Below are 25,748 nucleotides of genomic sequence, written 5' to 3'. Positions count from 1 at the left end.
ATGGACCTGCGGGAACTCCTGAACCAGCCCCAACCCGAGAGCTGGCGGCCGGAACCCGGCGGCGTGTTGGTCGGCGTCGTGGTGCGGATCGAGACCCTCGCGACGCGCTACGGGGCAGTCCCGGTCGTCACGGTACGGCCTGACGACGGCGGCCCGCTCGTGGCCGTATGGGCCAGCCACGCCGTGCTGCGGCGTGAACTGGCCCGCCGGCGGCCACAGGTTGGGCAGAAGATCGGGATCAAGTACCTGGGCAAGCAGACAGGCCGTAACGGGGCTTCGTACCAGGCCTACACGGTGGTTACCGAAGGCGGCAACTTCGACTGGGACGCGGCCGCATCCGGTGCTGAGGAGGAAGACGATATCCCGTTCTGAGACAGGCGCCCGCCGTTGGGGCGGCTGGCGCTTCTCGCGTGAGGTGGCTCTCGTGCTTACTCTACACGATGGCTCGGCTACCAGCAAGTTCCGGGATCAATTCCTCTCCCGGTTCGCCACGGAGCGCCGGAGTCGCGTCGTCAACCTGTTCACAGTGCCCGCCCGAAATCTTCGCCTCGTCTCGTCCGACGCCTTGCTGGCGCACGTCCGACAAGACCTAGACCAGCGGATCCGAGAGGCCATGTACTGGGGTGGGCGCGACCTGGACGCCTTGGTCGAGATCCGGGACGTGATCGAGGCCCACCCCGAGGAGGCGCGGCGCTTCGCATCGTGGGCGATTTCCTGGGCGTCACTGCCTGCCGGCGTTCGTGAGCAGGTGAAGGTACAACGCGCGGAGCGTTACCGCCGGGAGTGGATGGCCCATCAGCCGCCAACCGAGCGGCAGCTTGCCTACTTGTACCGCCTTGGGTACGCCGGCTCGCCCCCCTCCAATCGGGCCGAGGCGTCGGAGCTAATCGACCGCCTGGCGAAAGGGGCGACCCGCGATGGCTGACCCGGCGGAGATCCGCCGGGCGCTGCACATCCTGGTCGAGCCCGGCGGGGTCACGGAGCTGCGCATCGTGGGCGCCGAGTATGCCCGTGGCCGCGTCGGAACCCTTTCCGGCTACTACGATTACGACCATCTCGAAGATCTGGTCCAGGCAGCGGCCGAGTGGGACGGGCGGAGCCGGGGGGTATACGTCACCTTAAACCCCGTCCGCCCTGACGTGCTCGCCCGGGCCGCCAACCGGCTGCGCGTGCCCGTTCAGCAAGGCGAGTCGTCCACATCGGACCAGGACATCCTCCGCAGGCGCTGGCTGCCAATCGACCTGGACCCGGTGCGCCCGTCCGGCGTCTCGTCCACCGACCTGGAGCACGACCTGGCCCTTCAGGCCCAGGCGAGGATCTTCGATCACCTTGCGGGGCTCGGATGGCCCGAACCGGTCATGGCCGACTCGGGGAACGGCGCGCACCTGCTCTACCGCATCGACCTTCCAAACAACGACGACGCCCGGCAGACGGTTGAGCGCGTCCTCAAGACTCTCGCCTCGCAGTTCTCCGACCGGATGGTGTCCATCGACACGAGTGTCGCCAACGCGGCGCGCATCTGGAAACTTTACGGAACCACGTCCCGCAAGGGCGACAGCACACCGGAGCGCCCGCACCGGCTGAGCCGGATTCTGTACGTGCCTCCTTACTTGGCCAAGGAGCGAGCCGCATGAGCCTTGAGGATGGCATCGTCACGCTGGAGATGATGGACCAGCTCTTGGCCCTGGCGCCGCCCGAGAAAGCGCCGGAGCGGCCGGCCAGAAGGCAGGACCTGGGGCCGCTTTGGATCGATGATGTCGGGTGGTGGTTGCGCCAACACGGCGCTCCAATCGTCGCCGAAGGTCCCTACGGGAACGGCGCCACCAAGTACATCCTAAACCCCTGCCCCTGGAATCCGGCTCATACGAACCGCAGCGCCTTCGTCATCCAGTGGCCCGACGGTCACATCTCGGCGGGGTGCCACCACAACGGTTGCCAGGGGAAGAACTTCGCCGACCTTCGGGACGTGCTCGAACCCGGCTGGCGCACACGCCTGGAGAGGGCGCGCGCGGAGAGGCGCGAGCAGGTTGGGGAGCGTCCACGGGAGCCCACGAAGTTCGCCGGGTTGAGCATCCGCGACGTGCTGGACATGCCGGCGCCGGACTGGCTCATCGAGGGCGTGGCGGTGCGGGGTAGCCTGTCGGTGCTATACAGCCAGCCAAAGACCGGCAAGTCCTTCCTTGCCCTGGATCTGGCGCTCCACGTGGCCTCCGGAGTCGTCTGGATGGGGCACGCCACCCGGAAGGGGCGCGTGGTGTATGTGCTCGCCGAAGGTCAGGGCGACCTCAGCAACCGCATCCGGGCATGGCTAGAACAGCACCGCGGCGTCCCGGTGCCAGATGATGCCGTCACGTTCGTGCTGCGGCCGGTCAACCTGCTGTCGCAGGCCGACGTGGACGGGTTCCTTCAGTACACGGCCACAATGCCGGAACCGCCGGCGCTGATCATCTTCGACACCCTCGCCCGGTGCCTGCCCGCCGGGGACGAGAACAGCGCCAAGGACGTGGGCGAGGCCGTGCAGGCCCTGGACCGCATCCGTGCCGAAACCGGCGCCGCCGTGCTCGTGCTGCACCATACGAACAAGGCCGGCCAGCAGGAACGCGGCAGCACGGCCCTCCGTGGCGCCGTGGACGGCATGTTCGTGCTGGTGGATGACAGCGGCTCTTTGACCCTCTCCTGCGATGCCATGCGCTACGGCGCGCGTTTCGACCCGCTTCCGCTGAAGCTTGAGGTCGTGAACCTGCCGGACGGGCAGACGAGTTGCGTGGTGCGGTTCGAGACCCACCGGGAGCGGATCGAGGCGCTGGAGTCTGGCCACCTGAAGCCAAACCAGCAGAAGGTCATCGACACCATCTACGACCTCGACCACGGCGACGGCGTCTCGTGGTCGCAGCTCGAGGAGACGACCAAGACTCCGAAGGCGACGCTGAGTCGGATTCTTCGGGACCTGGAGGCCACGGGTTACGTGACGAAGGACCTGAAGCGAAAGAGGTTCAGACTGACTGACCGTGGCAAAGATTCCGTCAGTTCCAGGTTCCATTGAGGTTCCATGTCGGTTCCATGGAACGCCGGGTTTCAGGTTCCACGTTACCGCCCCCCTTATAAGGGGGGGGCGGAACGTGGAACCAACCTGAAACCGGCTCCCGAAGCGGCGCGAACAGGTTCCACCGGCCTCCTTTGGTTCCACCCCGAAATGGAACTGACAGAGATGTCTTTCGATTGGAGGTCTCGCCGCTATGGTTCAAGCACAAATCAAACCCGGCAACGTCCTCTACGCCTTCAGGCCCGGGCAACAGGCGCCCGCTGGGGCGCTCCTGGCGGACGAAGCAAGAGGTGGCGACCTCACGGCCCGGGGGGCCAAGGGCAAGCCCGCAAGGTTCCAGGCGGTCGGCAACGGACTCTGGCGCGGACCGGGTGGCCTCTGGCGTCTCGAGGTGGCGCCGGACGAGCCCGACGACGAAACCCTGGCCGCGTGGACGGCGCTGGCAAACTCTCGCCCCAGCGGACGTTAGGAGGTGCTCTCGGTGCTCGAACTCGTCCAGCTCTGCCACACCTGCGGCCTTACTGCACGTCTGGAACTGGTGCCCCCGGGCCGCATGGCCGAGCGCCGGCAGCGGCAGCTCGCGGAGCGGCTGAAGCGGTGCCCGGTGTGCAAGAGCCGGGACGTGGAGATCATCTCCCGGCCGATTCGCGAGGGAGGCGGCGCGGCATGATCGCGACGACCGTGAAGCGCCGTTGCCAGAAATGCCACTGGACCGCGGAGGAACTCCACGTGGGCGACGAGATACCTTTCGTCTACGCCCAAGCGGCCAAAACCCGCCACCCGGGCCGCAAGGCGAAGCCGTGCCCGCGGTGCGGGGGCGCGGTGCGCACGACCGTGCTCGTGAATGGGCAAGAGTTCCTCAGCTTCTGACGTACATTCACCACGCATCGCGCGCATATTGTTCGGATCTACACGCACATGAAGCACCTATCTGCTGACGATTATTCGGCTCTGGACGGAGGCGTGAGAGGCGTGCAAACCGCCATGCAAGCGGGCTGGAAGAGGTTCGTGTCGGGAAGTGGGAGGCGGCGGGGTGTGGGCTTTCCGCACATGCGACACGGGCTCGCGCGGGGGCGGCAGGGAGCCGGGGCCGCCCGGCCGACCCGCAGGCTGGACGGCATGAGGTACCAAGGGATGGCTGGCGTTCCTGAACGGTTCCTGAACACCATTTGGACACCGCATGGTTCTAAGCGCGCGGCGCGACCCTCAAATGTCCAGTCAAGCAGTCACACGCAGGCAGCCCGTCCGCACACAACCCGCACACCGCCACCCTGGACACGGCCTGTGAAGCGGGCTCAGGCGTGCGCCATGAATCTGCGGTTGGTCGCCGGTGCTGTGTGCGGGCCGTGCCCATGCTCGCCTGCGCGCCGCGCATCCCGCATCGCCGTAGGCACGAGGCCAACTTCGCAACGTTATGCGAAGTATTCGCCCCGGCTGGTGCCCCGTGCTGGTTCCTGGGACTCCTGGGGTCCCCGCGCGCCGCCCTCACCCTTATGGGTAGGGACGCGCGACCGCCGCCTTCACACCGCGCTTCCCAGTCAATGGCATAGCTGCTATGCTGGACCCAAGCGAACACATGAGCGGAGGTGCCACCATGGCGATTCAGATTGTGCGGACTGAGGAATGGCGTACTGGCCGCTGGCAGGGCACGCAGGCCGAGGTGCCGCACATCGCCGGTCTCCTGACCCTCGACAACAGCTACCCCACCGGCGGCTACCCGCTCGACTTCGGGGATGACCTCACCGAAGTGCACGTGGTCCTCTTCGAGCAGCGGGCTGGGTACCTGTTCGAGTACGACCGCGCTGCGAAGAAGGTCAAGGTGCTGCGGTTCGACTACCCCGCCGCTGCAGCCGGCCCGGCGGTCGAAGTCGCCGCGGGCACCGACCTGTCGGCCGTGGCGAACGTCGGGTTCATCGCCTACGGCCGGCCGAGGACTTGGTGAGGTGCGCCCATGGCCCTGCCCGCCAGCACGTGGCTTGACGAGGCGGCGGCGTTCCTGCGGGACCTGCCCGACCTGCTGCGGGAGCAGGACGAGTTGGCCGAATGGGCGGCCTACCGGCACGCGAAGGGCATCGTGGTGAGCCCGCGCCGGGACAGGGGTAGCGTACCGGACCCGACGCACCGGGCGGCGGCCCGACTGCTGGCCGAGGGCCAGCGGCGCCGGGTGGCGCTCCGGACCTGGAGCCTCGTCCGCGGGCTCCCCGATGAGGTGCAGCGCCTCGTGCGGCTCACGTTCTGGACGGCGCCCACGCTTCCGGTGCGGGCCGCAGCAAAGAAGGCCGGCCTGCACCCGGTGGCGGCAGCCCGGTGGCTGCAGCAAGTGCTACGGAGCACGGCCTACATCCTGGCCGAGGAGGTGGACGGGGATGGTGCGGACCCGGACGGTGAAGGGCCTGGTCGCTGAGGTGTGCGCCAACTTTTCCGGCCCTGACCGCTGCCTGCCGGCCGACGCGCCGTGCCGGTACTTCGCCCCGCCGGAGGGCCGGCTGCCCAGGTGCAGGTGGTTCGAGCAAGCTGTCCTACCCCTCGACCCGCAGCTCGAGAAGCTGTACTGGGCGGAGCGCAAGGCGGACGCCGAGGGGCGGCAACTCAGCCGCCGGGAGCGGGAAGCCGCCCTGGCCATCACGGTCCTGCGGGGCCAGTGCGAGAGGTGCGGCACCGCGTTCGACCGCCGCTCGAACCGGCAGCGCTATTGCCCGGCATGCATGAAGGCCGCCGCGCGCGAAGCGGCCCGACAGCGAAAGCGAAGGCAGCGCGAGGGCGCCGCCTGAGGGGCTGCATGTCACGCTTTAGCACTTTCTTCCAACCCTGAAGCCCGCCACAGAAGCCAGTTTCGAGAACAGCCCCCATGCACAAAAACGGCGCCCCGCTACACCCCTACGTGCCCGACCGAAAAGACCCCGAAGGAGGACGAGCGGCATGCGGTACACGAACCCGCTGGACGAGGCCATGAAGCGAGCCCGCCAGCGCCTGGCCGTGGAAGCGGCCCGGCAGGACGGCGACGACCCGATCCTGCAGCAGGAGTGGAACCGCGCCCAGCGCGAGCGGGACTTCACCACCCTGGCCCAACTGAAGGTCGCGCAGCAGCAGGCAGCCCCCCGGCCCGAGGACGAGCTGCACTGGCGCCCGCCTGGCTCAGGGCCCAAGAACTTCGACCAGGCGTTCCGGGGCGGCAGGGCCCGCCTGGAGAAGGCCCTTCAGGAAGAGCACGAGGCTTACGTGAAGCGCATCGAACAGGAGAACGCCGAGCGGCGGGCATCGCTCAAGCGGGACGAGGCCCGCATCCGGCAGCACCGGGAGGCAGCCCGCAAGGCATGGGAGGCCGCGAACAGCGGCGCCCGCACCGCCGGTAGCTCGCTGCGGCAGGACGACCCCTTCGAGCGGTCGGCGGCGGAGGCGACGGCCGAAGCATGGCGGGCAGTGTACGGCGACCGCTGAGGAGGTGCGCCCATGGACACGGTGAAGGCGCAGATGGAGGCGTTCCGCGAGGGGTATCGTGCCGGGTGGCGCACGGGCGCCCGCGGAGCCCTGGACCTCGTGGCGCGGCTGCTCGACTCCGGCGCCGGCCCGACCCAGGCGCTCTTCGAGGCAGCACGGCAGGTGGACGGCATGCAGTTCCCGGACCCTGAGCCGCCGGCCGACCAGGCTGACCAGAACGACGTTCAGCAGGACAGCGGCGACGCCGAGGCGCCCAGGGCGCTCCGGCAGCGCCGGTTGCGCATCCGAAGGAGGTAGAGCACATGGCCATCGCAGCGGGAGCAGGGTTCGGCGGTAGCACCAAGAAGAAGCCCGGCATGGGCGACGTGCAGGCTGCCAGCAAGCCCGCTCCGAAGCCGAATACCGCTTCCCTCACGCAGCAACTGGCGAAGGCGAAGCAGGACTGGATCGCCGCCAGCCAGCGCGGCGACACCGCCGCTATGGCCGCGGCCCATGCCCGTGCGAATCAGCTTCGGGCGATGGGCGCGAACGAGGCCGAGGCGAACCGCATGGCGACCGGCAGGCCGGAAGGGCTCGTGAGCCGTCCTGCGCCGTCTGCACCGAGCCGTCCGTCTACGCCTTCCACGCCGCGTCGTGACCGGACGCCGGTAGGCACGTCGGTGAATGAAGGACTGGCACAGATTCCTCGTGCGCCCGCGCCTTCCCGTCCGTCCGGAGGTGCGGGGATGGGTGACGTGCGCCGTACCGAAGCACAATCCCCTGGGCTTGGGGCGATCCAGCGGCGACTTGGGTCCCAAGGATCGGATTACGTCCCGTCCGTCGTCCGCCTACCCCAGGCTCCGCAGGCACCAAAACTCCCCGCGGGCCTCGACTACTTCCTGAACCGGGAAGCGAACATTCAGCGGCAGGCCGAGCAAATGAACACCATCCTGGGCTCGGTCCAGCAGGGGCCGAAGGCGTTCCGCTCCGCGGTCATGACGAGCGCCTACAGCAGCACCGGGACCATGCCCCGGACGACGCCCTACGCCGAGGCGGCCCGCCCCGCCGAGGTGAACGACGCCATCATGGAACTGGCGGCGGCGAAGCGGGCCTGGATGGAGGCACAGGCCCGGGGCGACACCGCCGCCATGCAGCAGGCTCACGAGCGGGCGAACCAGATCCGGGCGCGGCTCGGCAACTACGCCCAGGAGGCCGAGCGGGCGGCTAACCAGATCGCCACGGGGCGGCCCGAGGGGCTTCCGCAGCGGCCCGCCACTGCCCCTACGGGCGGCATGGCCCCGGCGCAGACGGGAGCGGCGGCGCCTTCGCGCCCGGCAGGATCGGCGGGAACGGGCCGCACAGGAGCCGGAGGAGCGTCCCAGCCGCAGCCCCCGCCCCAGGAGCCCCCGCAGCCTCCGCCTTCCGAGCCGCCCGCGTGGCTCCTACCGCCGGAGGAGCCGCCCGGGCGTCCTGAGCTGCCCGAGCCGCCGGCGCCGTACGAGCCGGAGTCGGCCGAACAACTCCGCTCCGACCTGCAGGAAGGCGCGGCCCTGTTCCGGGCGATCCAGAACGAGCCCATCGACGTGCAGGCGTACTTCACGGCCGCCGCGTCGCAGATCCTCGAACTCGCCAAGCAGCTCGAACAAGAGATCCGGCAGGAGTTCGAGAAGCAGCAGACCGTCCTGGACCCGCAGACCGAAGAGGCCCTGCGTGTCCTCCGGGAGCAGATGGAACTCACGCTCCAGGCAACCCGTGAGGACCTGAACCGGCGGGGCCTGTTCGAGTCGGGCATCCTTCTTGAACTGGAGAACCGCATCCGCAAGCAGGGACTGACGGACCAGCAAAAGATCCTGGCCCAGCGCCTCCAGGCCCTGCGGGACAAGCTCGAGACGCGGCTGAACCAGATCCGGGAGTGGCGGCTCAAGACCGCCGGCGACCTCTACTCCCAGGCGGCGAAGAGCCAGGCCGAGGCGGCCCTCGACTACGAGAAGCGCAGGGCCGACTTCGCCAAGGCGTTCATGGAGATGAGGGTGAAACAGCGCCGCCAGCAGTACGAGGACGCGGTGGCGCGGTACGACCGAGACATTGAGCGGCGCCTGAAGGAGTATGACCGGCTCTACGAGCAGTACCGCGACGCCAAAGAGGACGAGAAGTGGCAGTACGAGCAGGAACTGAAGCTCCTCGAACTCCAGCTCGAGACGGACTACCGCGCAAAGGAACTGGAGATCCGCCGCCAGGAGGCCCAGCGCCGGGCGCGGGGTAGCGGTTCTAGCGGCGGGGACGCGACGCTCGACTACATTCGCAACCTCGCCGCCGACCTGGAGGACGGCTCCAAGACCATCGACCAGGCGCAGTCCGACGTTTGGGACAACCGGGAGGCGCTCCAGGCGGTTGGCGTTGACCCGCACGCCGTCCTCCGGTGGATCGACCAGGTGGCTCGGACAGCGCGCCCGACCGTCGGGCAACTGCTGAGGTGATGACGCGTGGCCAGGACCGACGCATGGCTGGCCGCAAGGCTCGCGGAGAGGAACCGGGGCGCGCTACCAACGGTTACGTTCCGCGCGCCCCGCTCCGTGGAGACGGCCGGCCCGGCGCTGACGCAAGAGGAGGAACGCCTTCGTAAATCCCAGCGCGAGGCCGAGGCCCTGAAGGTGCGGGCGCGGGCGGCGGGTGTGCCCGAAGAGGAGATCCGGCGCGCCGAAACGCCGCCCACGATCACCGGCTACCTGACCGACCCGTACCGACAGCCCGCCCCACGGACGCTCGGGCAGAAGGTGGCTAGCTTCGTCGGGCGCGGCCTGTGGGCCATCGACACGCCCCGCCGAGCACTCTTCAGCGCCATGGCGGCGTCGGAGCGGGCCGAGAGGCCGGGGAGACTGGCCCTGACCGACCCCGAGGTGTGGCGCGCCTTCGGCGAGGGATTCCGGCGCGGCTGGCGCGGCGAGACCTACGGCAACCTCTTTTCCGAGGCGTACCCCGAGTGGGCAAAGCGGCATCCGACGACGGCGGCGCTGGCCGATTTCGCGGCGGCTGCCGCCACCCCCGACGTTGCCGGCAAGGTCATCGGCGCCGCCTCACGGACGGTCCGCGGCGTGCCGCAGGTCGCGCGCTTGGTCCAGCGCGGAGAACAAGCCGCCGAGGCCCGGCAAATGGTTCAGGGCCTTCGTCTAGCCCGCCAGCGGGCAGCGGAGGAGGGTATCGCACGGGGACTGAGGATCGGCGAGGGCCTGACCCCGGAACAGGAGCAGGCCGCCCGCAGACTCATGGAACGGTTGGGTCCTGAACACCCCACCGCCCCGGTGGACGTGGCGCTTCAGCGGGCCAGCACGCCGCGCACATTCCGCCCCACAGAACCCCTGGATCGGCTCCTGAGCCGCGCCGTGGGCGAGGCCCCTACGAAGCAACCCACCGCCGTGCAGCGCCGCCTGGAGGCCATGCGGGCCAAGGCCGGTGGCAAGGTGCCGGTCCGCCGCCCGACGGTCGACCTCGACAAGGCCGAAGCGTTCCTCGTCGGGCAGTACGGTGTCGAACCACGGGTGGCAAGGGCGGCGATCCAGGGGCGGCAACTGACGCAGCAGATCGCCAGGGAGTACGCCAAGCGGGGCATTCCCCTGGAGGCCCGCGAGGCGTACTTCCCGCGCATCGTCGAAGGCCGACCCCTGACGGAGAAGCTGCGGATCGCCGCCCGGAACCTGTGGCGGGGGCGTGACCCGTTCACGAAGGCCCGCGTGGTGGAGCCGGAACTGTCGATTGACGAACTCGCCAAGCTCCGCGAGGCCGGGGAGAGCGTCCCCGCCTACCGTCAGGACTTCCGCATTCCCCTGGCCGTTCGGGCCGCAGCAGCGCAGCAGCGTATCGTCCTGGACGATTACATCAAGCAGGCCCTGCAGCGGTTCGGGCGACCGGCCACGGGGCGCACGGTGGAGGAACTGGCACAGGAAGGGTTCGTGGCGGCCCGTTACAGCCCCACGGAAGGGCTCGTGCCGATCAAGTCCGGCCCTGTGCCAGAGGGTGCGTCGGTGCTGCCCAAGCCGATCTTCGACGCCATGAGCCGGTACGTCATCACCTTCGGGACCGATGACGGCGCGGCGAGACTGGCGAAGGCGGTTCGGGACTTCCACAGCTTCTGGAAGCGCGCCACGACCCTCTGGCGGTTCCCCGGCTTCACGATCAACAACGCTATCGGCGGCTTCGTGAACAACATCATGTGGGGCATGGACCCGAGCGCCTACGGCCCGGCCCTGAAGATCGCCGCACAGCGGTTCTATCGCAGGCCACTCCAGGGCGTGGTCCAGACCCCGCGCGGGCCGATGACCTTCGCTGAGGTGGTCCGGGCCGCCGAGGAGACGGGGGCGCTACAGTCCATCGTCCGGGACGTGCGCGGCACGGAGAACCTGCTGACCGAGGCGCAGCAGGCCGTCGGGAAACTCCCCGCGGCGAAACGGTTCGGCTCGTTCGTGGTCCGCTCGAACGAGGCCGTCGAGGACGCCAACCGTCTGGCGATCTTCATCGACCGGCTCGCGAAAGGGGAAACCCCACAGCAGGCCGCTCAGGCTGTGTTCCGAACGCAATTCGACTACCGACCCGAGAGCTACGGGGCGCTGGAGAACACGATCCGCGAGTACCTCATCCCCTTCTGGGTCTTCCACCGGAACAACCTCGTGCTCCACACGACCAACTTCCTGCGCCGCCCGACCCTGTACCGGGCCTACCTGAACGCCTACGAGCAGGCTTCGCGACGGGGCCGGGAGGAGCGCCCGGAGTGGCTCCGCTACGGGATGCCCGTCGGCACGACCGCGATGGGGCTGCCGGTGATCGCCGGCCCGGCCAGCATCGACCCGGTGATGAGCGCGCTGTCGATTGTGGAGCAGCCGGGCGAGTCTGTCCGCGGGGCCGGTGGCCCCATCCCGCAGACCATCGGCGCCGCGTTCACCCAGGTCGACCCGCGCACGCAGCGCCCGTTCCGGGGACCGGGAGACGTGGCGAAGTTCGCCTTGGGAGCATACGGCGGCCGCCCGGGCGAGACCGCGCAGGCCGCGTGGCGGCTTGCGACCGGCGAACCGTGGGAGAAGGCGGCGGGGGCAACGTCTCTGGTGCGGCAGTTTGTGCCAGGGGTTTATGCGGCAGACCCCGAGTACAACCGGGCGCGGAATGCGGAGGCGGAGGCCCGGCGGCTCCAGGACCTACAGCGGGCTTCTGGCCGCCCGTGGCCAACCCTCCAGGAGATCGCGAGGCGGTCGCCCGCGCCGGGCGGGACGGCGAGGACCGACTACCTCATCCGCAGCGCCAGGGCCAAGGCCGCCAGGCTGGCGCGGACGGACAAGCTGATCGAGGCCGCGAAGCGGGAGCTGTCGAAGACCAGGAAGGCAAGCAACTGATTGTGCCTGCCACTGGGCGAACAGGTGTCAACCAAAGCCCTTCGGTCGAAAGGCCGGGGGCTTTCGCGTCCGGTTCCGCGAAGCGGTTCCCGACACCCGTTCCCAAGCGCGCCCCTATATAGGGGGTACGGGGAGGCGCGCGGACACGCTCCGCGGAAACGGCGCGGGGGGTGAGCCGAATTTAAGCACTCCGGGGGGTGAACGGGCCGTTCGCCCATGCCGAGGGGGTGCACAGTATGCACCCCCTACGTGACCGGAGTCCCGCTCCACTCACCGGCGCGCCGGGGCCGGAACCGATGTGACCCCGCGGGGTGTCGGTAGTGGCGACGCCCTTGTTGCCATCGTCAACAAGGACCTGCGTTCAGCACAGACCCCTGACTTGGACTCAGGGGTAGCCGGAAGTACCGGCGCACGCGCTTCCGCACGGACCCGCCGCGGAGGCCGCTTCGGAGGCGGGCTCTACAAGGAGCCCACGGCGGGCGGGGCATTCTGCGCAGCCCTCGCCCGCGAGCTCATGGCGCGGGAGCGGCAGAAGGCGAGGGAGAGGCAGGACGAAGGGCGACGGAAGGGCGGGCGAGCACGGCAAGGCAGCTCGGTGGAACCGTTCCACCAAGCTGAACGGCAGAAAGCCCGCGACCTCGTCGGCAAGGCGGTGGGGTGGAGTGCTGGCTTCACCTGAACTGAACCCACCCCCGGGCTGGCCGTCAACGCGCGTTGACGTTTCGGGGGCCGCGATAAAGCGATTGATCGCGCCGGGCGAAGCGGGCGATTTCCCCACCTGATTACGCGCGTAATCACGCCCCGCCAGGTGGCCGATTTGGCCACCTGCTTCCACATCCTTCCGTGGCTTCCATTCCTACCGGCCCGTCTGAGGCCCGGATCGTGGCGGGGGGGCACCAGAGGGTATTGCCCCCGCCCCAAACGGGCGCAGAAGGGCCGCCACAGGGGCAAGGGGCAATGCCCTACCGTGGCCGCTCGTCCTTCGGCAGGCGGCCGGCGTCCTGGAGGCGGCGGAGGACGCACTCCTCAAGGTCTTCCTGCGCCGTGCGCCCGCGTTCGGCAAGCCATACGCGGTAGGCCCTATACACGCGCTCTTCGAGTCGCAGCGTGAGACTGCGCTTCTTCTCCATCCGTTCATCACCCGCCCTGATTATGGCAGCAATACGTCGATGCGTCAAACGCTCCTGACGTATTGACGTATTGACGTACACCTGCTATGGTGTTGCTCAGGAGGTGACGCCGGTGATCTTGGTTGGCAACCCCCGGTTCAAGGAGCGCATCGAGGAGGTGGAGCGGCAGGCCATGGCCCTGTCGACGGGGCCGGTGGAGGTGGCCCACGCGGCGTACATGCTGGGCTACCGTGACGGCCTCATGGGAGCGGCGCTGCACCTGGAGAACGTCGCCATGCGGCTCCTGGGCGAGAACCGGCACATGCGGGAAGCATCGGACGGGCTCCGTGCCCTGTGGCCGCTGCCGGAGGACGTGCTGAGTGCGACCGAACTGACCTACGGGGAGGGCGACGGCAAGTGAGCGTACGGCGGGTCAACGGCGTGCAGCTCTCGGACGGCGTGCTGCTGACCAGGCACGCAGAGAACCGGATTCACGACGCGATGAAGCAGGCCAGGGCGCTGGAGCGGAACCCGGGGATCATGTACGAAGACGCCGTCTACGTGATCGGCTGGCTTGACGGCGTGCGGTGGCTCGTGGGCGAGATGTCGAGGGTTACGCTGGCGCTGGCACAGCACCCGCTGGTGAAGGAGATCGACCGGCGCCTGCCCGATCCGGAGTACGTCCGGGCGGAGGATATCCTGGCCACGGTCGTGAGCCCCGTGGCCGGCGATGACGCAGAGGAGGCGAATCCCTGATGCCGAACCAGACACTGACTACCCACGACTACCAGGGTTGGCGCTCCCGCACCGCCGGCCCCGAGCTCGAAGGGTTCGGCGACATCAAGCCCGGCTACACGCTGCTCTGCCAGGCCGTCGAGTACCGCCCGCCGCAGGACGCCAACCTGGTGCTGGCGGTCGTGGACGGCGAGGAGCGGTTCGGCTGGCTCGTGCGCAACGGCGACACATGGTACCTGGAGAACCAGCACGGCGACCGGCGCGCTCTGCCCGGGCTGGAGGCCGTGCGGGAGGTTGTGGTCCGCGTCATGTTCGACCCGTACGAGGGGGAGGACGCCGGCACGGCGGCGGCGAAGTGAACGGAAGGGTATCAGGATTGCTGAGCCCCTGGGCCACTGGCCCGGGGGCTTCACATCGAGGGTGGCGTTTCGGTAGGCGAGGCCCCGGGCAACCGGGGCTTTGTCGCGGGTGCCAGCGAGGTTCCATACGCTAGCGGCATGGAACTGCCCCGAGGTATGCCAGATTTGAATGATTGGCGATGAACACTAGCGAAATGGCGTTGACGGTGCAAGTCCGCTATCACAGCGGCTTATCGGGTCATGTGTGCCGCGTTGTGTGCGTCCTTGTGTGCGGACATTGCCTATGATACGCTCAGATTGCCAGAGTTCGGGTAGGGGGTTGGCAAGATGCGGGGGCAGCTGATCCAGCGGGGAGAAAAGACCTGGCTCCTGCGGGTGTACCTGGGCGAGGTGAACGGCAAGCGCCAGTACAAGGCAAAGACCGTGCACGGCCTCACCAAGAAGCAGGCCGAAGCGGAGCTGCGGAACTGGGTTCGGGAAATTGAGGCAGGCGGCTACGTCGAGCCGTCCAAGGTGCTCGTGGGCGAACTGCTTGACCGGTGGCTCCGGGACTGGGCGGAGCAGCGGGTCTCCAAGACCACGCTCCTGCGGTACAGGTGGGCGGCCGACAAGCACATCAAGCCGGCGCTCGGGTACCTCCCCCTCTCCAAGGTCAACACGCTGACGATCAACGACTTCTACGCCGAACTGCGCGAGCAGGGCAAGGCGCCGGCGACCCTCCGGATCGTGCACGCCGTGCTGAACCAGGCGATGGCCGCCGCCGTGCGGTGGAAGCTGATCACCTCGAACCCCGCGGCGGGCGCGGACCTGCCCAGGGTGCAGCGGCGCCAGGTGCAGGCCCTCACCCCCGACCAGGCGGCCCGGCTCCTCGAGGCGGCGGAGGGCACGGACCTCTACATCCCCGTGCTCCTGGGGCTCACAACCGGGATGCGGGTTGGCGAGATTTGCGCCTTAAGGTGGGACGACTTGGACTTCACCACAGGCACCATCTCCATCCGGCACACCCAGGCCGTGGACGAGAACCGCCGGGTCTACCTCAAGGTGGTCAAGACGAAGAGCAGCGCCCGCCGCGTGGACCTAAGCCCCGAGGTGGTGCGCGCGCTTCGGGAGCACAAGGCGCGGCAGAACGAACTGCGCCTCCAGGCCGGACCCAACTGGCAGGACCACGGGCTGGTGTTCTGCCGGGCGGACGGTTCCCCGGAGGACCGCAGCAACGTGAACAAGCGGCTCAAGACCCTCATGCGGCGCGCGGGGCTACCGGTCCTCTCCTCCCACAAAGCATGGCGGCACACGGCAGCCAGCGTCATGCTGGCCGAAGGCGTCCACCCGAAGGTTGTGCAGGAGCGGCTCGGCCACAGCAGCATCAGCATGACGCTCGACCTGTATAGCCACCTGGCCCCGGGCATGCAGAAGGCGGCGGCGGAGAAGGTCGAGGCGGCCCTGTTCGCCAGGCGGAAGCCCGGGTCGGTGCGGTGAGTCGCTCGCAGTTCGCACACCATGCGCACACAAGACGGGGGGTGTTGATTCACGAAACCCGCATGGTTCTAAGGTGATCCGCCACCATGGCGATGAACTCCGCGTTGGTGGGCTTGCCCCGCTCCCGGCTCACGCTGTGGCCGAAGAGGCTCGCCAGGACCTCGGTGTTGCCCCGGTTCCAGCCCACCTCGATGGCGTGGCGGATCGCCCGCTCCACCCGGCTCGGGGTCGTCTGGTGCACCCGGGCGATCGCCGGGTACACCTCCTTCGTGATGCCTCCGATCTCCCCGTCCCGGTCGAGGAGAAGCAGGATGGCTTCCCGCAGGTACCGGTGCCCCTTGATGTGGGCCGGGATCCCCATCTCGTGGATCATCCGCCCTACCTCCGCCTCGAGGCGCTGCCGCTCGGGCGACGGCGGCGAGAGGGGCGCTCTCCGGGCCCCCGGCCCCGCGGCCGTCAAGCCGCCCGGCTCGGGCGCCGGGCGCACGAGCTGGCGGATCCGCTCGACCAGGACCTCCGGTCGGAACGGCTTGAGCAGGTAGTAGTCGGCCCCCAGGCTCAGCGCGCGGCGCAGGGCCGCCTCGCTCCCCAGCGCGGTGACCACCACGATGCGGGGCCTCCGTTCGAGCTGGAGGCCGGCCAGGCGTTCGAGCACGGCCAGCCCGTCCAGGTGGGGCAGCACGAGATCCAGCGTCACGGCGTCGGGCCGCTCCCGGGTGATGACCGGTACGGCCTCCGCCCCGTCCGTGACGAGCGCCGCCACCTGCATGTCCGGCTGGCCACCCAACAGGCGCCTGAGCGTCTCCCCCGTCCGGGGCTGATCCTCCACCACGACAATCCGAATGGGTTTACCGCCCACGATCCCTGGGCCCCCCAGCAGGCGAGTCGCCGGAATCGCCATAGGGGGTTCGCCCTGGATACCGCGGATTCCTTCCAGGATCAAGACGAAAACCAAGATATTGGTTAACGCTTTCACAGTTCATGGCTGAACCTCGCGGAGATGCGGCGTGCGCCTCGCGACGGCCGCGTCACGAGGCGCACACCGGCGTGATCCGCACCTCCGCCAGCAGGGCCGGCGGCGCGCCGCTCAGGCCGCGGCGGCCCGGGGGGCAAAGCCCCCGGAGCCGGCCCGCTGCTGCCCTCCGTCCAGAAGACCCGCCTCCTGCAGCATCCACTCCAGGAGCACGCCGTAACCCCGCGAGGGGTCGCTCACGAAGACGTGCGTCACGGCCCCGACGAGACGCCCGTCCTGGAGGATCGGGGACCCCGACATCCCCTGGACGATCCCCCGGGTCCTGGCCAGTAGCCGCGGGTCCGTGATCCGGATGACGAGGTTCTTCCCCGCCGCCCCGGGCGAGCGGTTCACCCGCAGGATCTCGGCGGAGAAGCGCTCGAGGCGCTGCCCGCTCAGCACGGTGACGATCTCGGCGGCACCCTCGTGGACCTGGGTGGCCACCGCCACCGGCACCGGCTCGGGGAACAGCGGGTTGCCGGGGAGCTCTTGCATCCGCCCGAAGATGCCGTACGGCGTGTTCCGCTCGATGACCCCCAGCCACCGGCCTTCCCCCACGAGAGTGGCCACCTTCTCGCCCGGCTCGCCCCGACGCCCCTCGTGCACGGACATCACGGAGGCGGCGAGGATGTGCCCCTCACGCATGGCGATGGGCTGACCGGTCTCCGGGCTGGCCACCACGTGGCCCAGCGCACCGAAGCGCCCCGTGTCCGGATCGTAGAAGGTCAGGGTGCCGACCCCGGCGGCCCCGTCCTGAACGTACAGGCCCAGCCGGAACCGGCCGGACGACGCGTCCCGGACGGGCACCACCGTGCGCCCGAGCAGGCGCCCCTGCCGGCTCACGGTCAGCTCGACGGGCCTGCCTGCCTCGCCGGCCGCCTGCACGAGACGGCTCACGTGCTCCTGGTCCTCGACGGGGACTCCCCCCACCCGGACGATGACGTCACCCACCTGGATCCCGGCGTCGCGGCCAGGCTGCACCGTGCGCCCGTCCGCGGTGGTGAGGCGACCGAATCCCACGACGAGCACCCCGTCGGACCGCATCACCACGCCGATGGAATGCCCGCCGGGGACGAGCCGCAGGGGCGGGATCACGTCGACCGTGACCCGGCGGAAGGGAATCCAGCCGAAAAGTCGGAAGTCGAGCTGCTCCTGCCCCAACCGGAGCGGGGAAAGGTTCACGGCACTCGCCAGCCGGAGCGGGCCGTCTCCCGCGCCGGTCTCCACCACGGCGCCCCGGGTGGACCGCACCGTCACCGGCACCGGGAGGGGCAGGCGGAACTGCTGACCCTCTCCCTGTACCAGGCGCAGGTGCGCCGGCAGTCTGGCGACGGCCCAGGCGGGGAGGCTTGCCACCAGCGCGAGGATCAGAGCGAGACCGAGCAGCCTTGCGGCCCCCGGCACTCTGGCCCGGGTAGTCACCGTCGCCACCACCCCGCAAGAGAGATCGGAGCGCCTTGCGCCGGCAGCCGTTATCGTCCCCTTGCGCGAGCGGGGCTATGCTGACATAAGCCGACGACTTGTTTCCGCCGCTGGCGTCGGTGAACCGCCACGTCCTGTGGTGAACCGTCACGCCCGGAGATCGGCCTCAAAGGGAGTTTTCGCGCGGGTCTGGAACCCCGTCATCCGCCGCCGGCACGAAACGCACGCACTGACAGACGAGGCCCCCCGTTCCCTGTCAACATCTGCGTCCGACGGCCGTCAAGGCCGTCCGGCGGGCGGGGCGCCTGCGGCGCGGCTCCGGCCGGCCGCACGCGTCCGCGGTGCGTTCCGGCCGGCGTTTCCCGCACGCCCTCGACAGGCTACAATCGCCTCAGGGGGTTCGGCCGGTGGCCAGACTGCAAGCGTGCGGCGTGATCATGGCCGGCGGACGGTCGACCCGGATGGGCCGGAACAAGGCGCTCCTCCCGGTCGGCGGCCGGCGTCTGGTCGAACATGTCGCGGATCTCTTCCGGGACCTCTTCGAGCAGGTCCTCGTCAGCACCAACGAGCCCGAGACGTATGCCTTTCTCGGCCTGCCGGCGGTGGCCGACCGCATCCCGGGTTCCGGCCCGCTCGGCGGAATCGAGGCGGGCCTCAAGGCGAGCCGCTTCCGCGCCGCCTTCTTCGCCGCCTGCGACATGCCGCTGCTGAACCGGGACCTGATCGCCTACCTCGTGTCGCTGGCGGCGGACCACGACGCCGTCGTGCCCCGGGTGGACGGCCAGTGGGAGACCCTGCACGCCGTGTACACGCGGGACGCGCTGCCCGCGGTCACCGCGCAGCTCGACTCGGGCGATTTCAAGGTGGCACGGTTCTTCCCCCGCGTGCGCGTGCGGGCCGTGGAGGAGGCCGAACTGGCCCGGTTCGGTCCCCCCCGCCGCCTCTTCTTCAACTGCAACACGCCGCAGGAGTACGAGGAGGCCCTGCGCCTCTTCGGCGCAGGGCCCGAACCACCCGAAGGCTAGGTCCCGGTCACGTCCTGTGCCGGACCGTCGCACCGGCCGCCGGGAGCTAGCGGCCCGCCAGGTCGGAGGTGTTGCCGCGCCCCAGCGCCTGCCGCCACGCCGCCGCCGACCGGATGAGCTCGCGGGCGTTCTCCAGGGTGAGCCGGGTGACCTCCGCCCCGCCGATCATCCGGGCGATCTCCTGCACCCGGCCCTCCTCGTCGAGTCGCTCGACGCGGGTGACCGTCCGGTCGCCGTCCGTCTCCTTGCGGATCGCGAAGTGCACGTCGGCCATCGCGGCCACCTGGGGCAGGTGGGTGACGCAGAGGACCTGGCGGCTCTGGGCGATCCGGGCGAGCTTCTCCGCCACCGCCTGGGCCGTGCGGCCGCTGAGCCCGGTGTCCACCTCGTCGAAGACCAGGGTGGGCACGCCGTCGACCCGGGCGAGGATCACCTTGAGGGCGAGCATGATCCGGCTCATCTCGCCCCCCGAGACGATCTTCGCCAGCGGCCGGAGGGGCTCGCCGGGGTTCGGGCTGAAGAGGAACTCCACCCGGTCCCAGCCCCGCGGTCCGACCTCCTCCCACGACCGCCGGGCGGGCGGCTCCACCGCGACCTCGAATCGGGCGTGGGGCATGCCCAGGTCGGCCACCTCGCGGGCGACCTGCGCCGACAGGGCGGCAGCGGCCTCCCGGCGGGCCTCGCTCAGCCGGGATGCCAGTTCCTCCGCCTCCCGGCCGAGGGCGGCGATCTCCTGGTCGAGCCGGGCGGCGCGCGCCTCCGCGGCCCCGAGCCGCTCGATCTCCGCTGCCACCTCCTCGCGGTACCGCAGCATCTCTTCAACCGTGTTGCCGTACTTGCGCCGGAGGGCGGCCAGCTCCTCCAGCCGGCGTTCCAGCGCCGCCTGGCGGGCGGGGTCGTCCTCGACGCGCTCCCGGTAGTCGGCGAGGAAGCGGCTGGCCTCGCGCACATGCACCGAGGCGGCCTCGAGGAGCTCGCGCGCCGCGCCCGCTGCCGGGTCGGTGCGGGCCATCTCGTCCACGAGGCCCAGGACCCGGCCGAGGAGGTCGGCCGCCGACTCCTGCCCGCGGGTTCCCTCGTACAGGAGGGCGTAGGCTTCCTCGGCCGCGGCGCGGAGCCGACCGGCGGCGGCGAGGACCCGGAGCTCCGCCTCGACTTCCTCCTCCTCACCGGGCCGCAGCCGGGCCCGGTCCAGTTCCTCCTTTTGATAGTGCAGGAGGTCGAGGCGGCGCGCCCGCTCCCGGGCGTCCCCGGCCAGGGAAGCCCGCTCGGCCCGGAGCGCCTGCAGGCGAGCGTGCACCTCCGCGACGCGCTCCCGCAGCGCGAGCAGGGGGTCGCCGCCGTAACGGTCGAGCACCTCGAGCGCGTGGCCCTGGCTGCGCAGCAGCATGCCGCCGTACTGGTCGAGCAGCTCGAGGTGGCGGTGCGGCTGCAGGAGGGACTGGTGCTCGTGCTGGCCGTGCAGGTCGGCTGCGCCCTCGCCCACCTGGCGCAGCATGGCGCCGGTCACGGAGCGGCCGTTGAGGAGGATCCGCCCTCTCCCCTGCCGGGCGACCTCCCGGTGGATGACGAGGAGGCCGTCCTCGGCGATGTCGATCCCGAGGTCAAGGGCGGCCCGAACCCGGTCGGGCTGGCCCGAGAGGTCCAGCACGGCCTCGATGACGGCCCGCTCCTCGCCCGCCCGCACCACGTCCGCGGGGGTGCGGCCGCCGAGGGAGGCGGCCAGCGCGTCGAGGATGATCGACTTCCCGGCCCCGGTCTCGCCCGTGAGCACGTTGAGGCCCGGCCCGAACTGGAGCCGGACCCGGTCGATGAGGGCAAACTGCTCGATCGCGATCTCCACCAGCAAGGGCTGTCCTTCCCTTCCCGCCGGCGTCAGCGGATCAGCGCGCGGAAGCGCTCGACCACCTCCGGGGCGGCCTCCTTCGGCCGCACGATGGCCAGGACCGTGTCCTCCCCGGCCACCGTCCCGATGACCTCCTTCCAGGCGAGGTGGTCGATCGCGTACGCCACCGTGGGCGCGGTACCCTGGAGGGCCCGGATCACGATGATGTTCTCGGAGTGATCGACGGACAGCACCGACTCCTGCAGGATCCGGCGGCGCTTGTCCCAGCTGCCCGGGGTGCCGTCGTCCGGCAGGGCGTAGCGGTACCGTCCGTTCCCGGCAGGGACCTTCCGCAGGTGCAGTTCCTTGATGTCCCGCGAGATCGTCGCCTGCGTGACCGGGATCCCCTCCCGGGTCAGCCGCGCCGCCAGCTCTTCCTGGGTTTCGATGGCGTGGTTCTTGATCAGCTCGAGGATCTTGGCCTGCCGGCGGGCCTTCATCATCGGCGCACCTCCGCCCCGTGGCAACTCCCACCTCTGCATATACAAGGCATTCGCTGTATATGCAAGACGGCCCGGGCCGGCGGAGGCGCCGGACCCTAACCCCCGAAGGACGTGCCGATGATCCGCTGCGGCTCGGCGAGCTTGCGCCGGAGCACGTCGTAGAAGCGGAACGGGCTTCGCCGCACCAGGCGGGCGACCTGCGGGGCCCGCTCGACCACCACCTCGTCGCCGGGCAGGAGGGGGCCGGCGGTCTGGCCGTCGAGCTGCAGGAGCACCTCGCCGGGGTCGTGGAGCTCGACGGTGACCGCCTCACCGCCCGGGACCACCAGCGAGCGGGCGTTGAAGGTGTGCGGGCAGATCGGGGTGATGAGGAGAACGGAGAGGCCGGGGTGGAGGATCGGGCCGCCAGCCGAGAGCGAGTATGCGGTCGAGCCGGTGGGCGTGGCGATGATCACGCCGTCCGCCGCGTAGTCGGCGACCGGGATCGCGCCGACCCGGGCGGTGAAGTGGACCATGCGCGCCAGCGTGCCCCGGGCGATGACGGCGTCGTTCAGGGCCTCGCCGCCCATCGCCTCCTGCCCGCCCCGCATCACCCGGGCCCGGAGCATCATGCGCTCCTCCACCTGCCAGTCTCCCGAGAGGATCCCGTCCAGCGAGGGCAGGAGCTCGCTGGCTTCCATCTCGGTCAGGAAGCCGAGGTGGCCCGTGTTCACCCCCAGGACCGGCAAGCCCAGGGGGGACGCCGCCTTGGCGGCCCGCAGGAGCGTGCCGTCCCCGCCGAGGACGATCGCCAGGTCCACCCCGTGCCATCCGCCCGGGAAGGGACGGCTGCGGTCGGGAGCCCCCACGGCGGCCGCCGCCTCCGGGGTCAGTACCACCCGCAGCCCCCGGGCGTCCAGCTCGCGCACGAGGGTCCGGGCGACCTCGACCGCCGCCGGCTTGGCAGCGTTGCACACGATCCCGATCACGTCCACGCCAACGCCTCCAGCACCTGTGCTCGTCAGGCGGGTCCGGATCGCTCATAGCTTTCTCCCGCCGCCCCGGCGATCCCTCCCGGGGCGGCGCGCACCCCCCGGCGATGCCCCCGCATACCCTGCAGGGGGCAACGGGCGGAGGCCCCTGGTGCCCCTCACGTCCCATCCCGCCCCGCCGTGCCGAGGAGGGTGTCGAACCATGTCGTCAGGTTTCCCGGCTGCCGGTGGGCCCGCACCGGCCTCCGGCGCTCACGGTACATCCCCGTCCGTCCTGCCCGTCGCCGGGGTACCCGGGGTGACCGGTCCGACCCTGCCCCCGCCCCCGGCCCCGTCGATCACCCGCAGTCCCACGGTTCTCCCGGCGATGGGCGGCGGCATGAGCCCGGCAGCAGGCCCGGCCCCCGGCGTGATGCCTCGCGGGCCGGCGCCATACCCGCCGGCCTTCTGGCCGCCCGGGCCCGGCGTCACCTTCGCGCCCCCGCCCGGGCCCGGTGTGACCTTCGGACCCGCCCGGCCTGCCCCCGGTAACCTGGCCGCAGCTGTCCCGGGGGTGAGCGCCGCCGGGGTTGCCCCGGTCGCCGCTGCCGCCCCGGCCGGGCAGCCGGCGCCGATCCCGTCGCTCCCGCCGGCCCCTGTCCCTGCCGGTTTCCCGAATCCGTTCGCGACTCGCCAGGCCCCCATGGCCTCGCCGGGGATGCCGGCGATCCCGCCCGGCGCCATCCCGAACCCTGCCCTCGCGGGGATGCCGGCGCCGGACCCGATGGGCGGCCCGATACCCTTCGCCGGCCCGGTACCGGGGCCCATGCCGATGGGCGGACCGGTCCCCGGACCCGTGCCGGTGCCACCCGGCGGCGCGTACGGCGCACCGCTGCCGGCCGGCGGGCCGTTGCCCGGGGCCGTGGCGGGGCCTGCCCTGTTCGGCCCGCCCGCCGGGGTGCCCGTCGCGGTGAGCCGGCCGGCGATGCTCCCGCCCGGCGCGCCCGCTCCCGGCGCCGGCCTGATGCCCATGCCTGCCGGCCCGATGCCCATGCCTGCCGGCCCGATGCCCATGCCTGCCGGCCCGATGCCCGTGCCCGCCGGCGCGACAGCGGGCACGCCGGGCATGGGGGTGCCCTTCGGGATGCCGGTGGCGCCTGCCGGTCCGGGTCCGTGGGGTGCACCCGCGGGGCCGGCCTTCCCCGCCTGGACACCGCCGGCGGCCGGTCCCGGCGCGCCCGCCGCTGCGGCCGGACTTCCCGCGCCGCCCCCCGCCGCTTTCCTGCAGGCGCTCGCGCCCTGGGTCCAGCTCGCGGGGCAGCTCCTCCAGTCCAGCGCCGTGCGGACCAGCCTGGGTCCCGCCCTGGACTCCCTGCAGAGCCGGCCGGACCTCGCCCAGCTGGTGCTCGGGGTCGCCACCGGGGTGCTCACCTCCGCCGAGTGCCAGTCGGCCCTGCGCGACCTGGTCACCGGAGCGCTGGACAGCTCGCGCTTCGGCGAACTCTTCTCGAGCCGCCTGCGCACGCTGCTGGAGATGCACGGGCTGGTCGCGCGCCAGCCCCGCTGACGGCGGCGCGCCGCGAACCGGGGCCCCGGCGCCGGCCGGGGCCCCGGAGCGCGCCCGTGACGGTCAGTTGACCGCCGACTGTGTACGTCGCAGGCCGGCCAGCGCGACCGCGTGCTCGGTCGGCAGGAGCGGCGAGGTGCTCCTCACGCTGGGCTCGACCGTGAGGGCGACCCGGGTGAAGTCCTGTGCCCGCAGGAACGCACCGGGGATGGACTGCGCCTCCTGGACGGACACGGTGCCGTCGCCGTCCCGGTCGAAGCGGGCCACCGCGGCCTGGGTGATCGCAGCCAGGCGCTGCGGGAATGCCGTGGCCAGTGGCAGCTGCGGGAACACGGTTGCGGGGCGCATGAACACGTCGGTGAGTATGGCTGCCACCAGACCCGATGGCAGCGCTCCCCCGAACCCCGGGGAGAACCCCATGCCGAGGAGCGCCCGCGGGTCGAGCGCCACCCGGGCGGCGTCGGCCAGCGAGACCCGGAGCGAGGCGGTGCCTTCCGGACGCACGGTCAGGGTGCCGGCCCGCACGGGGACGGACACGGTGTTCCAGACCGGCACGTCCGGCCGGCCCACGGTCGGCGGCGCCCCGTCCACCGTGAAGAACTGGCCCGGCGTGTTCGCCTCCGGCGCGACCCGGGGCAGGGCGGCCAGATCGGCCGGATCGAGGGACGGCGGCACCACGAGGTCGTGGATGAGCCACGCCGCCAGTTCGGCCCCGGGGGGTAGCGGGCCCAGCCCCGTCACGGAGACCGTCAGGGTACCCGGGTCGGTACCCGTCTCCCGCAGTTCCGCCGTCCCCCGCGCGCTGCCGGCAATCCCGCCGGGCGCGCTGAAGAAGGTGGGCGGAAAGCCCTGGTTGGACAGGGCGAAATGGAAGACCGGACCCCGGCCGGACGGTGCCGGTGGGAACGGAACGAGCTGGCGCGTGGCCGGGTCGAACACCAGCGGGGTGTCCGAGGACAGCCGGCTGGAGAACACCCTGCCCCGGGCGACGTCCCGCGCGAAGGTCGAGAAGGTGCCGGCGGTCCCACCCCGCACGGAGACCGCCAGTTCGGACGTTCCGGACATGACCCTCCCCCTCTCGTGAAACGGACATGCCCCTTCACAGGCGTAGCGGCCCGCTACAGTCTACGCGCCGCCCGCCGGGGGAGGTGTGCGGGTGCGCGCCCGGCTCCGTTCCGGTGGCGGGCGGGGAGCGGTCGGCATAGGTTACGGGGAACCGGTTGACGAGGAGGCGACTTTCATGCCCTCGGGCACCTGGATCCTGCCGGGGACGCTGCCGTGGGGACCGGGCGCGGGGGCCGGCGTGGCCCCGTGGCCGGCGCCGGGCATGATGCCGGGGATGGTGCCGGGTACGATGCCCGGCATGGTGCCGGCAATGCGCCCGGCCGGGCGGGGCGGCCCCCTTGGCGGCGTCCCCGCCAGCCCCTGGACGGCCACACTGTTCCCCACCGGAGTGGCCGGCCTCCCCAGCCTGCTGGCTGGCCCCGCGGCGGGCGCCGGGGGCTGGCCGGCGACCCCCATGGCCACGCCCCTGCCGGCGTTCGGGCCGATCGGGTCCCTGCCGGGGCTGCTGCCCCACTCCCCCTCGCTCCACGCCGGCTGGCCGGCAGGCGCATTTCCGGCCCCCGCCCCGGTTGCGCCCGTTCTCGCTCCGGGGTCTCAGGCTGACCCTCCCGCAGCGGCCGGCACCGGACCGAGCGCGACCGGGCAGGTAGCCGGCAGCAGTGCCTCCGCCCGGGCCGGCTCGCTGCTGGGCGCACTGACGGCGCTCGCCGCGCACGGCGGCGTTCCGGTGCCCCAGCCACCCCAGCGACAGGGCAGCACATAGACGGGCTGCCATGGAGGCCGGCCGGCCCCCGGCAGGGGCCGGCCGGCCGCGTGTCGTGAGCCGGCTGAAACAGGAACCGCCTGCGTCAGGCGCAGCGTC

General features: G+C 71.0%; 28 protein-coding genes. 21 read left to right on the top strand and 7 right to left on the bottom strand.

What is annotated here, in order from left to right; all coding sequences use genetic code 11:
* The 14 genes from caldi_RS04975 to caldi_RS04910 all read left to right on the top strand — a co-directional run bounded on the left by caldi_RS04975 (position 1) and on the right by caldi_RS04910 (position 11,838).
* Positions 1-372, top strand: coding sequence for a hypothetical protein (locus caldi_RS04975; RefSeq protein WP_264844002.1), 372 nt, complete (start codon positions 1-3; stop codon positions 370-372).
* Positions 341-925: a hypothetical protein gene (locus caldi_RS04970; protein WP_264844001.1), complete on the top strand. Its 585-nt coding sequence runs from the start codon at positions 341-343 to the stop codon at positions 923-925. The genes caldi_RS04975 and caldi_RS04970 overlap by 32 nt, the downstream gene beginning before the upstream one ends.
* Complete coding sequence (locus caldi_RS04965) at positions 918-1,634, top strand: hypothetical protein (RefSeq protein WP_264844000.1); 717 nt, start codon at positions 918-920, stop codon at positions 1,632-1,634. Before caldi_RS04970 ends, caldi_RS04965 begins: the two co-directional genes overlap by 8 nt.
* Positions 1,631-3,043, top strand: a complete 1,413-nt coding sequence (locus tag caldi_RS04960) for an AAA family ATPase (RefSeq protein WP_264843999.1) — start codon at positions 1,631-1,633, stop codon at positions 3,041-3,043. Before caldi_RS04965 ends, caldi_RS04960 begins: the two co-directional genes overlap by 4 nt.
* Before the next feature lie 193 nt (positions 3,044-3,236).
* Positions 3,237-3,512 carry a hypothetical protein gene (locus caldi_RS04955; protein WP_264843998.1) on the top strand — a complete coding sequence of 92 codons (276 nt, stop codon included), beginning with the start codon at positions 3,237-3,239 and terminating at the stop codon, positions 3,510-3,512.
* A gap of 12 nt (positions 3,513-3,524) precedes the next feature.
* The gene (locus caldi_RS04950; RefSeq protein WP_264843997.1) at positions 3,525-3,713 is read left to right on the top strand and encodes a hypothetical protein; all 189 of its coding nucleotides are present in this window, start codon (positions 3,525-3,527) and stop codon (positions 3,711-3,713) included.
* Positions 3,710-3,913: a hypothetical protein gene (locus tag caldi_RS04945; RefSeq protein WP_264843996.1), complete on the top strand. Its 204-nt coding sequence runs from the start codon at positions 3,710-3,712 to the stop codon at positions 3,911-3,913. The genes caldi_RS04950 and caldi_RS04945 overlap by 4 nt, the downstream gene beginning before the upstream one ends.
* A 724-nt stretch (positions 3,914-4,637) precedes the next feature.
* Positions 4,638-4,985, top strand: a complete 348-nt coding sequence (locus tag caldi_RS04940) for a hypothetical protein (protein ID WP_264843995.1) — start codon at positions 4,638-4,640, stop codon at positions 4,983-4,985.
* Positions 4,986-4,994: 9 nt separating this feature from the next.
* Positions 4,995-5,447 (top strand): hypothetical protein, encoded by a 453-nt coding sequence (locus tag caldi_RS04935; RefSeq protein WP_264843994.1) that lies wholly within the window; start codon positions 4,995-4,997, stop codon positions 5,445-5,447.
* A complete protein-coding gene (locus caldi_RS04930) occupies positions 5,410-5,814 on the top strand; it encodes a cysteine-rich VLP domain-containing protein (RefSeq protein WP_264843993.1) in 405 nt (134 codons plus the stop codon). The genes caldi_RS04935 and caldi_RS04930 overlap by 38 nt, the downstream gene beginning before the upstream one ends.
* A gap of 148 nt (positions 5,815-5,962) precedes the next feature.
* Entirely contained in the window at positions 5,963-6,481 is a 519-nt protein-coding gene (locus caldi_RS04925; protein WP_264843992.1) for a hypothetical protein, read from the top strand.
* Between the two features lie 12 nt (positions 6,482-6,493).
* A complete protein-coding gene (locus tag caldi_RS04920) occupies positions 6,494-6,778 on the top strand; it encodes a hypothetical protein (protein WP_264843991.1) in 285 nt (94 codons plus the stop codon).
* A gap of 620 nt (positions 6,779-7,398) precedes the next feature.
* Positions 7,399-8,937, top strand: coding sequence for a coiled-coil domain-containing protein (locus caldi_RS04915; protein WP_264843990.1), 1,539 nt, complete (start codon positions 7,399-7,401; stop codon positions 8,935-8,937).
* A 96-nt stretch (positions 8,938-9,033) separates the two neighbouring features.
* Entirely contained in the window at positions 9,034-11,838 is a 2,805-nt protein-coding gene (locus caldi_RS04910; protein ID WP_264843989.1) for a hypothetical protein, read from the top strand.
* A gap of 962 nt (positions 11,839-12,800) precedes the next feature.
* Here caldi_RS04910 and caldi_RS04905 read toward each other — a convergent pair.
* Positions 12,801-12,968 (bottom strand): hypothetical protein, encoded by a 168-nt coding sequence (locus tag caldi_RS04905; RefSeq protein ID WP_264843988.1) that lies wholly within the window; start codon positions 12,966-12,968, stop codon positions 12,801-12,803.
* Between the two features lie 112 nt (positions 12,969-13,080).
* Between caldi_RS04905 and caldi_RS04900 the strand changes: the two genes are divergently transcribed.
* From caldi_RS04900 to caldi_RS04885, 4 genes are all read left to right on the top strand, one after another.
* The gene (locus caldi_RS04900; RefSeq protein ID WP_264843987.1) at positions 13,081-13,368 is read left to right on the top strand and encodes a hypothetical protein; all 288 of its coding nucleotides are present in this window, start codon (positions 13,081-13,083) and stop codon (positions 13,366-13,368) included.
* The gene (locus caldi_RS04895) at positions 13,365-13,703 is read left to right on the top strand and encodes a hypothetical protein (RefSeq protein WP_264843986.1); all 339 of its coding nucleotides are present in this window, start codon (positions 13,365-13,367) and stop codon (positions 13,701-13,703) included. The genes caldi_RS04900 and caldi_RS04895 overlap by 4 nt, the downstream gene beginning before the upstream one ends.
* On the top strand, positions 13,703-14,041 hold the full coding sequence (locus tag caldi_RS04890) for a hypothetical protein (protein WP_264843985.1): 339 nt from the start codon (positions 13,703-13,705) through the stop codon (positions 14,039-14,041). Before caldi_RS04895 ends, caldi_RS04890 begins: the two co-directional genes overlap by 1 nt.
* A 327-nt stretch (positions 14,042-14,368) precedes the next feature.
* Positions 14,369-15,517, top strand: coding sequence for a tyrosine-type recombinase/integrase (locus caldi_RS04885; protein WP_264843984.1), 1,149 nt, complete (start codon positions 14,369-14,371; stop codon positions 15,515-15,517).
* Positions 15,518-15,566: 49 nt separating this feature from the next.
* Here caldi_RS04885 and spo0A read toward each other — a convergent pair whose 3' ends face one another.
* Together spo0A and spoIVB are read right to left on the bottom strand one after the other, a co-directional pair.
* Positions 15,567-16,376, bottom strand: a complete 810-nt coding sequence (gene spo0A / locus caldi_RS04880) for a sporulation transcription factor Spo0A (RefSeq protein WP_264843983.1) — start codon at positions 16,374-16,376, stop codon at positions 15,567-15,569.
* Positions 16,377-16,604: 228 nt separating this feature from the next.
* Positions 16,605-17,960 carry a SpoIVB peptidase gene (gene spoIVB, locus caldi_RS04875; protein ID WP_264843982.1) on the bottom strand — a complete coding sequence of 452 codons (1,356 nt, stop codon included), beginning with the start codon at positions 17,958-17,960 and terminating at the stop codon, positions 16,605-16,607.
* A 398-nt stretch (positions 17,961-18,358) separates the two neighbouring features.
* Between spoIVB and mobA the strand changes: the two genes are divergently transcribed.
* Positions 18,359-18,976 (top strand): molybdenum cofactor guanylyltransferase, encoded by a 618-nt coding sequence (gene mobA, locus caldi_RS04870; RefSeq protein ID WP_264843981.1) that lies wholly within the window; start codon positions 18,359-18,361, stop codon positions 18,974-18,976.
* Positions 18,977-19,022: 46 nt separating this feature from the next.
* On the opposite strand, the gene recN is transcribed toward mobA, so the two are convergent.
* The 3 genes from recN to caldi_RS04855 all read right to left on the bottom strand — a co-directional run bounded on the left by recN (position 19,023) and on the right by caldi_RS04855 (position 22,278).
* A complete protein-coding gene (gene recN / locus caldi_RS04865) occupies positions 19,023-20,819 on the bottom strand; it encodes a DNA repair protein RecN (RefSeq protein WP_264844734.1) in 1,797 nt (598 codons plus the stop codon).
* A gap of 32 nt (positions 20,820-20,851) precedes the next feature.
* Positions 20,852-21,301 (bottom strand): arginine repressor, encoded by a 450-nt coding sequence (gene argR / locus caldi_RS04860; protein ID WP_264844733.1) that lies wholly within the window; start codon positions 21,299-21,301, stop codon positions 20,852-20,854.
* Positions 21,302-21,399: 98 nt separating this feature from the next.
* Entirely contained in the window at positions 21,400-22,278 is an 879-nt protein-coding gene (locus caldi_RS04855; RefSeq protein ID WP_264843980.1) for an NAD(+)/NADH kinase, read from the bottom strand.
* Between the two features lie 199 nt (positions 22,279-22,477).
* Between caldi_RS04855 and caldi_RS04850 the strand changes: the two genes are divergently transcribed.
* The gene (locus caldi_RS04850; RefSeq protein ID WP_264843979.1) at positions 22,478-23,821 is read left to right on the top strand and encodes a hypothetical protein; all 1,344 of its coding nucleotides are present in this window, start codon (positions 22,478-22,480) and stop codon (positions 23,819-23,821) included.
* Positions 23,822-23,884: 63 nt separating this feature from the next.
* Here caldi_RS04850 and caldi_RS04845 read toward each other — a convergent pair whose 3' ends face one another.
* Positions 23,885-24,886 (bottom strand): hypothetical protein, encoded by a 1,002-nt coding sequence (locus caldi_RS04845; protein WP_264843978.1) that lies wholly within the window; start codon positions 24,884-24,886, stop codon positions 23,885-23,887.
* A 175-nt stretch (positions 24,887-25,061) separates the two neighbouring features.
* On the opposite strand from caldi_RS04845, the gene caldi_RS04840 reads away from it, so the two are divergent.
* Positions 25,062-25,649, top strand: a complete 588-nt coding sequence (locus tag caldi_RS04840; protein ID WP_264843977.1) for a hypothetical protein — start codon at positions 25,062-25,064, stop codon at positions 25,647-25,649.
* Positions 25,650-25,748: the final 99 nt, after the last annotated feature.

Origin of the sequence: Caldinitratiruptor microaerophilus (assembly GCF_025999835.1) — a bacterium.
Classification (GTDB): domain Bacteria; phylum Bacillota; class Sulfobacillia; order Symbiobacteriales; family ZC4RG38; genus Caldinitratiruptor; species Caldinitratiruptor microaerophilus.
The sequence above is the reverse complement of the archived record's forward strand: the minus strand, read 5'-3'. Positions and strand labels throughout refer to the sequence as shown.

Coding starts and splice junctions, on each gene's coding strand:
- caldi_RS04975 (WP_264844002.1), top strand. CDS start 1: ATGGACCTGCGGGAACTCCTGAACCAGCCCCAACCCGAGAGCTGGCGG.
- caldi_RS04965 (WP_264844000.1), top strand. CDS start 918: ATGGCTGACCCGGCGGAGATCCGCCGGGCGCTGCACATCCTGGTCGAG.
- caldi_RS04960 (WP_264843999.1), top strand. CDS start 1,631: ATGAGCCTTGAGGATGGCATCGTCACGCTGGAGATGATGGACCAGCTC.
- caldi_RS04955 (WP_264843998.1), top strand. CDS start 3,237: ATGGTTCAAGCACAAATCAAACCCGGCAACGTCCTCTACGCCTTCAGG.
- caldi_RS04945 (WP_264843996.1), top strand. CDS start 3,710: ATGATCGCGACGACCGTGAAGCGCCGTTGCCAGAAATGCCACTGGACC.
- caldi_RS04940 (WP_264843995.1), top strand. CDS start 4,638: ATGGCGATTCAGATTGTGCGGACTGAGGAATGGCGTACTGGCCGCTGG.
- caldi_RS04935 (WP_264843994.1), top strand. CDS start 4,995: ATGGCCCTGCCCGCCAGCACGTGGCTTGACGAGGCGGCGGCGTTCCTG.
- caldi_RS04930 (WP_264843993.1), top strand. CDS start 5,410: ATGGTGCGGACCCGGACGGTGAAGGGCCTGGTCGCTGAGGTGTGCGCC.
- caldi_RS04925 (WP_264843992.1), top strand. CDS start 5,963: ATGCGGTACACGAACCCGCTGGACGAGGCCATGAAGCGAGCCCGCCAG.
- caldi_RS04920 (WP_264843991.1), top strand. CDS start 6,494: ATGGACACGGTGAAGGCGCAGATGGAGGCGTTCCGCGAGGGGTATCGT.
- caldi_RS04915 (WP_264843990.1), top strand. CDS start 7,399: ATGAACACCATCCTGGGCTCGGTCCAGCAGGGGCCGAAGGCGTTCCGC.
- caldi_RS04905 (WP_264843988.1), bottom strand. CDS start 12,968: ATGGAGAAGAAGCGCAGTCTCACGCTGCGACTCGAAGAGCGCGTGTAT.
- caldi_RS04890 (WP_264843985.1), top strand. CDS start 13,703: ATGCCGAACCAGACACTGACTACCCACGACTACCAGGGTTGGCGCTCC.
- caldi_RS04885 (WP_264843984.1), top strand. CDS start 14,369: ATGCGGGGGCAGCTGATCCAGCGGGGAGAAAAGACCTGGCTCCTGCGG.
- argR (WP_264844733.1), bottom strand. CDS start 21,301: ATGAAGGCCCGCCGGCAGGCCAAGATCCTCGAGCTGATCAAGAACCAC.
- caldi_RS04850 (WP_264843979.1), top strand. CDS start 22,478: ATGTCGTCAGGTTTCCCGGCTGCCGGTGGGCCCGCACCGGCCTCCGGC.
- caldi_RS04845 (WP_264843978.1), bottom strand. CDS start 24,886: ATGTCCGGAACGTCCGAACTGGCGGTCTCCGTGCGGGGTGGGACCGCC.
- caldi_RS04840 (WP_264843977.1), top strand. CDS start 25,062: ATGCCCTCGGGCACCTGGATCCTGCCGGGGACGCTGCCGTGGGGACCG.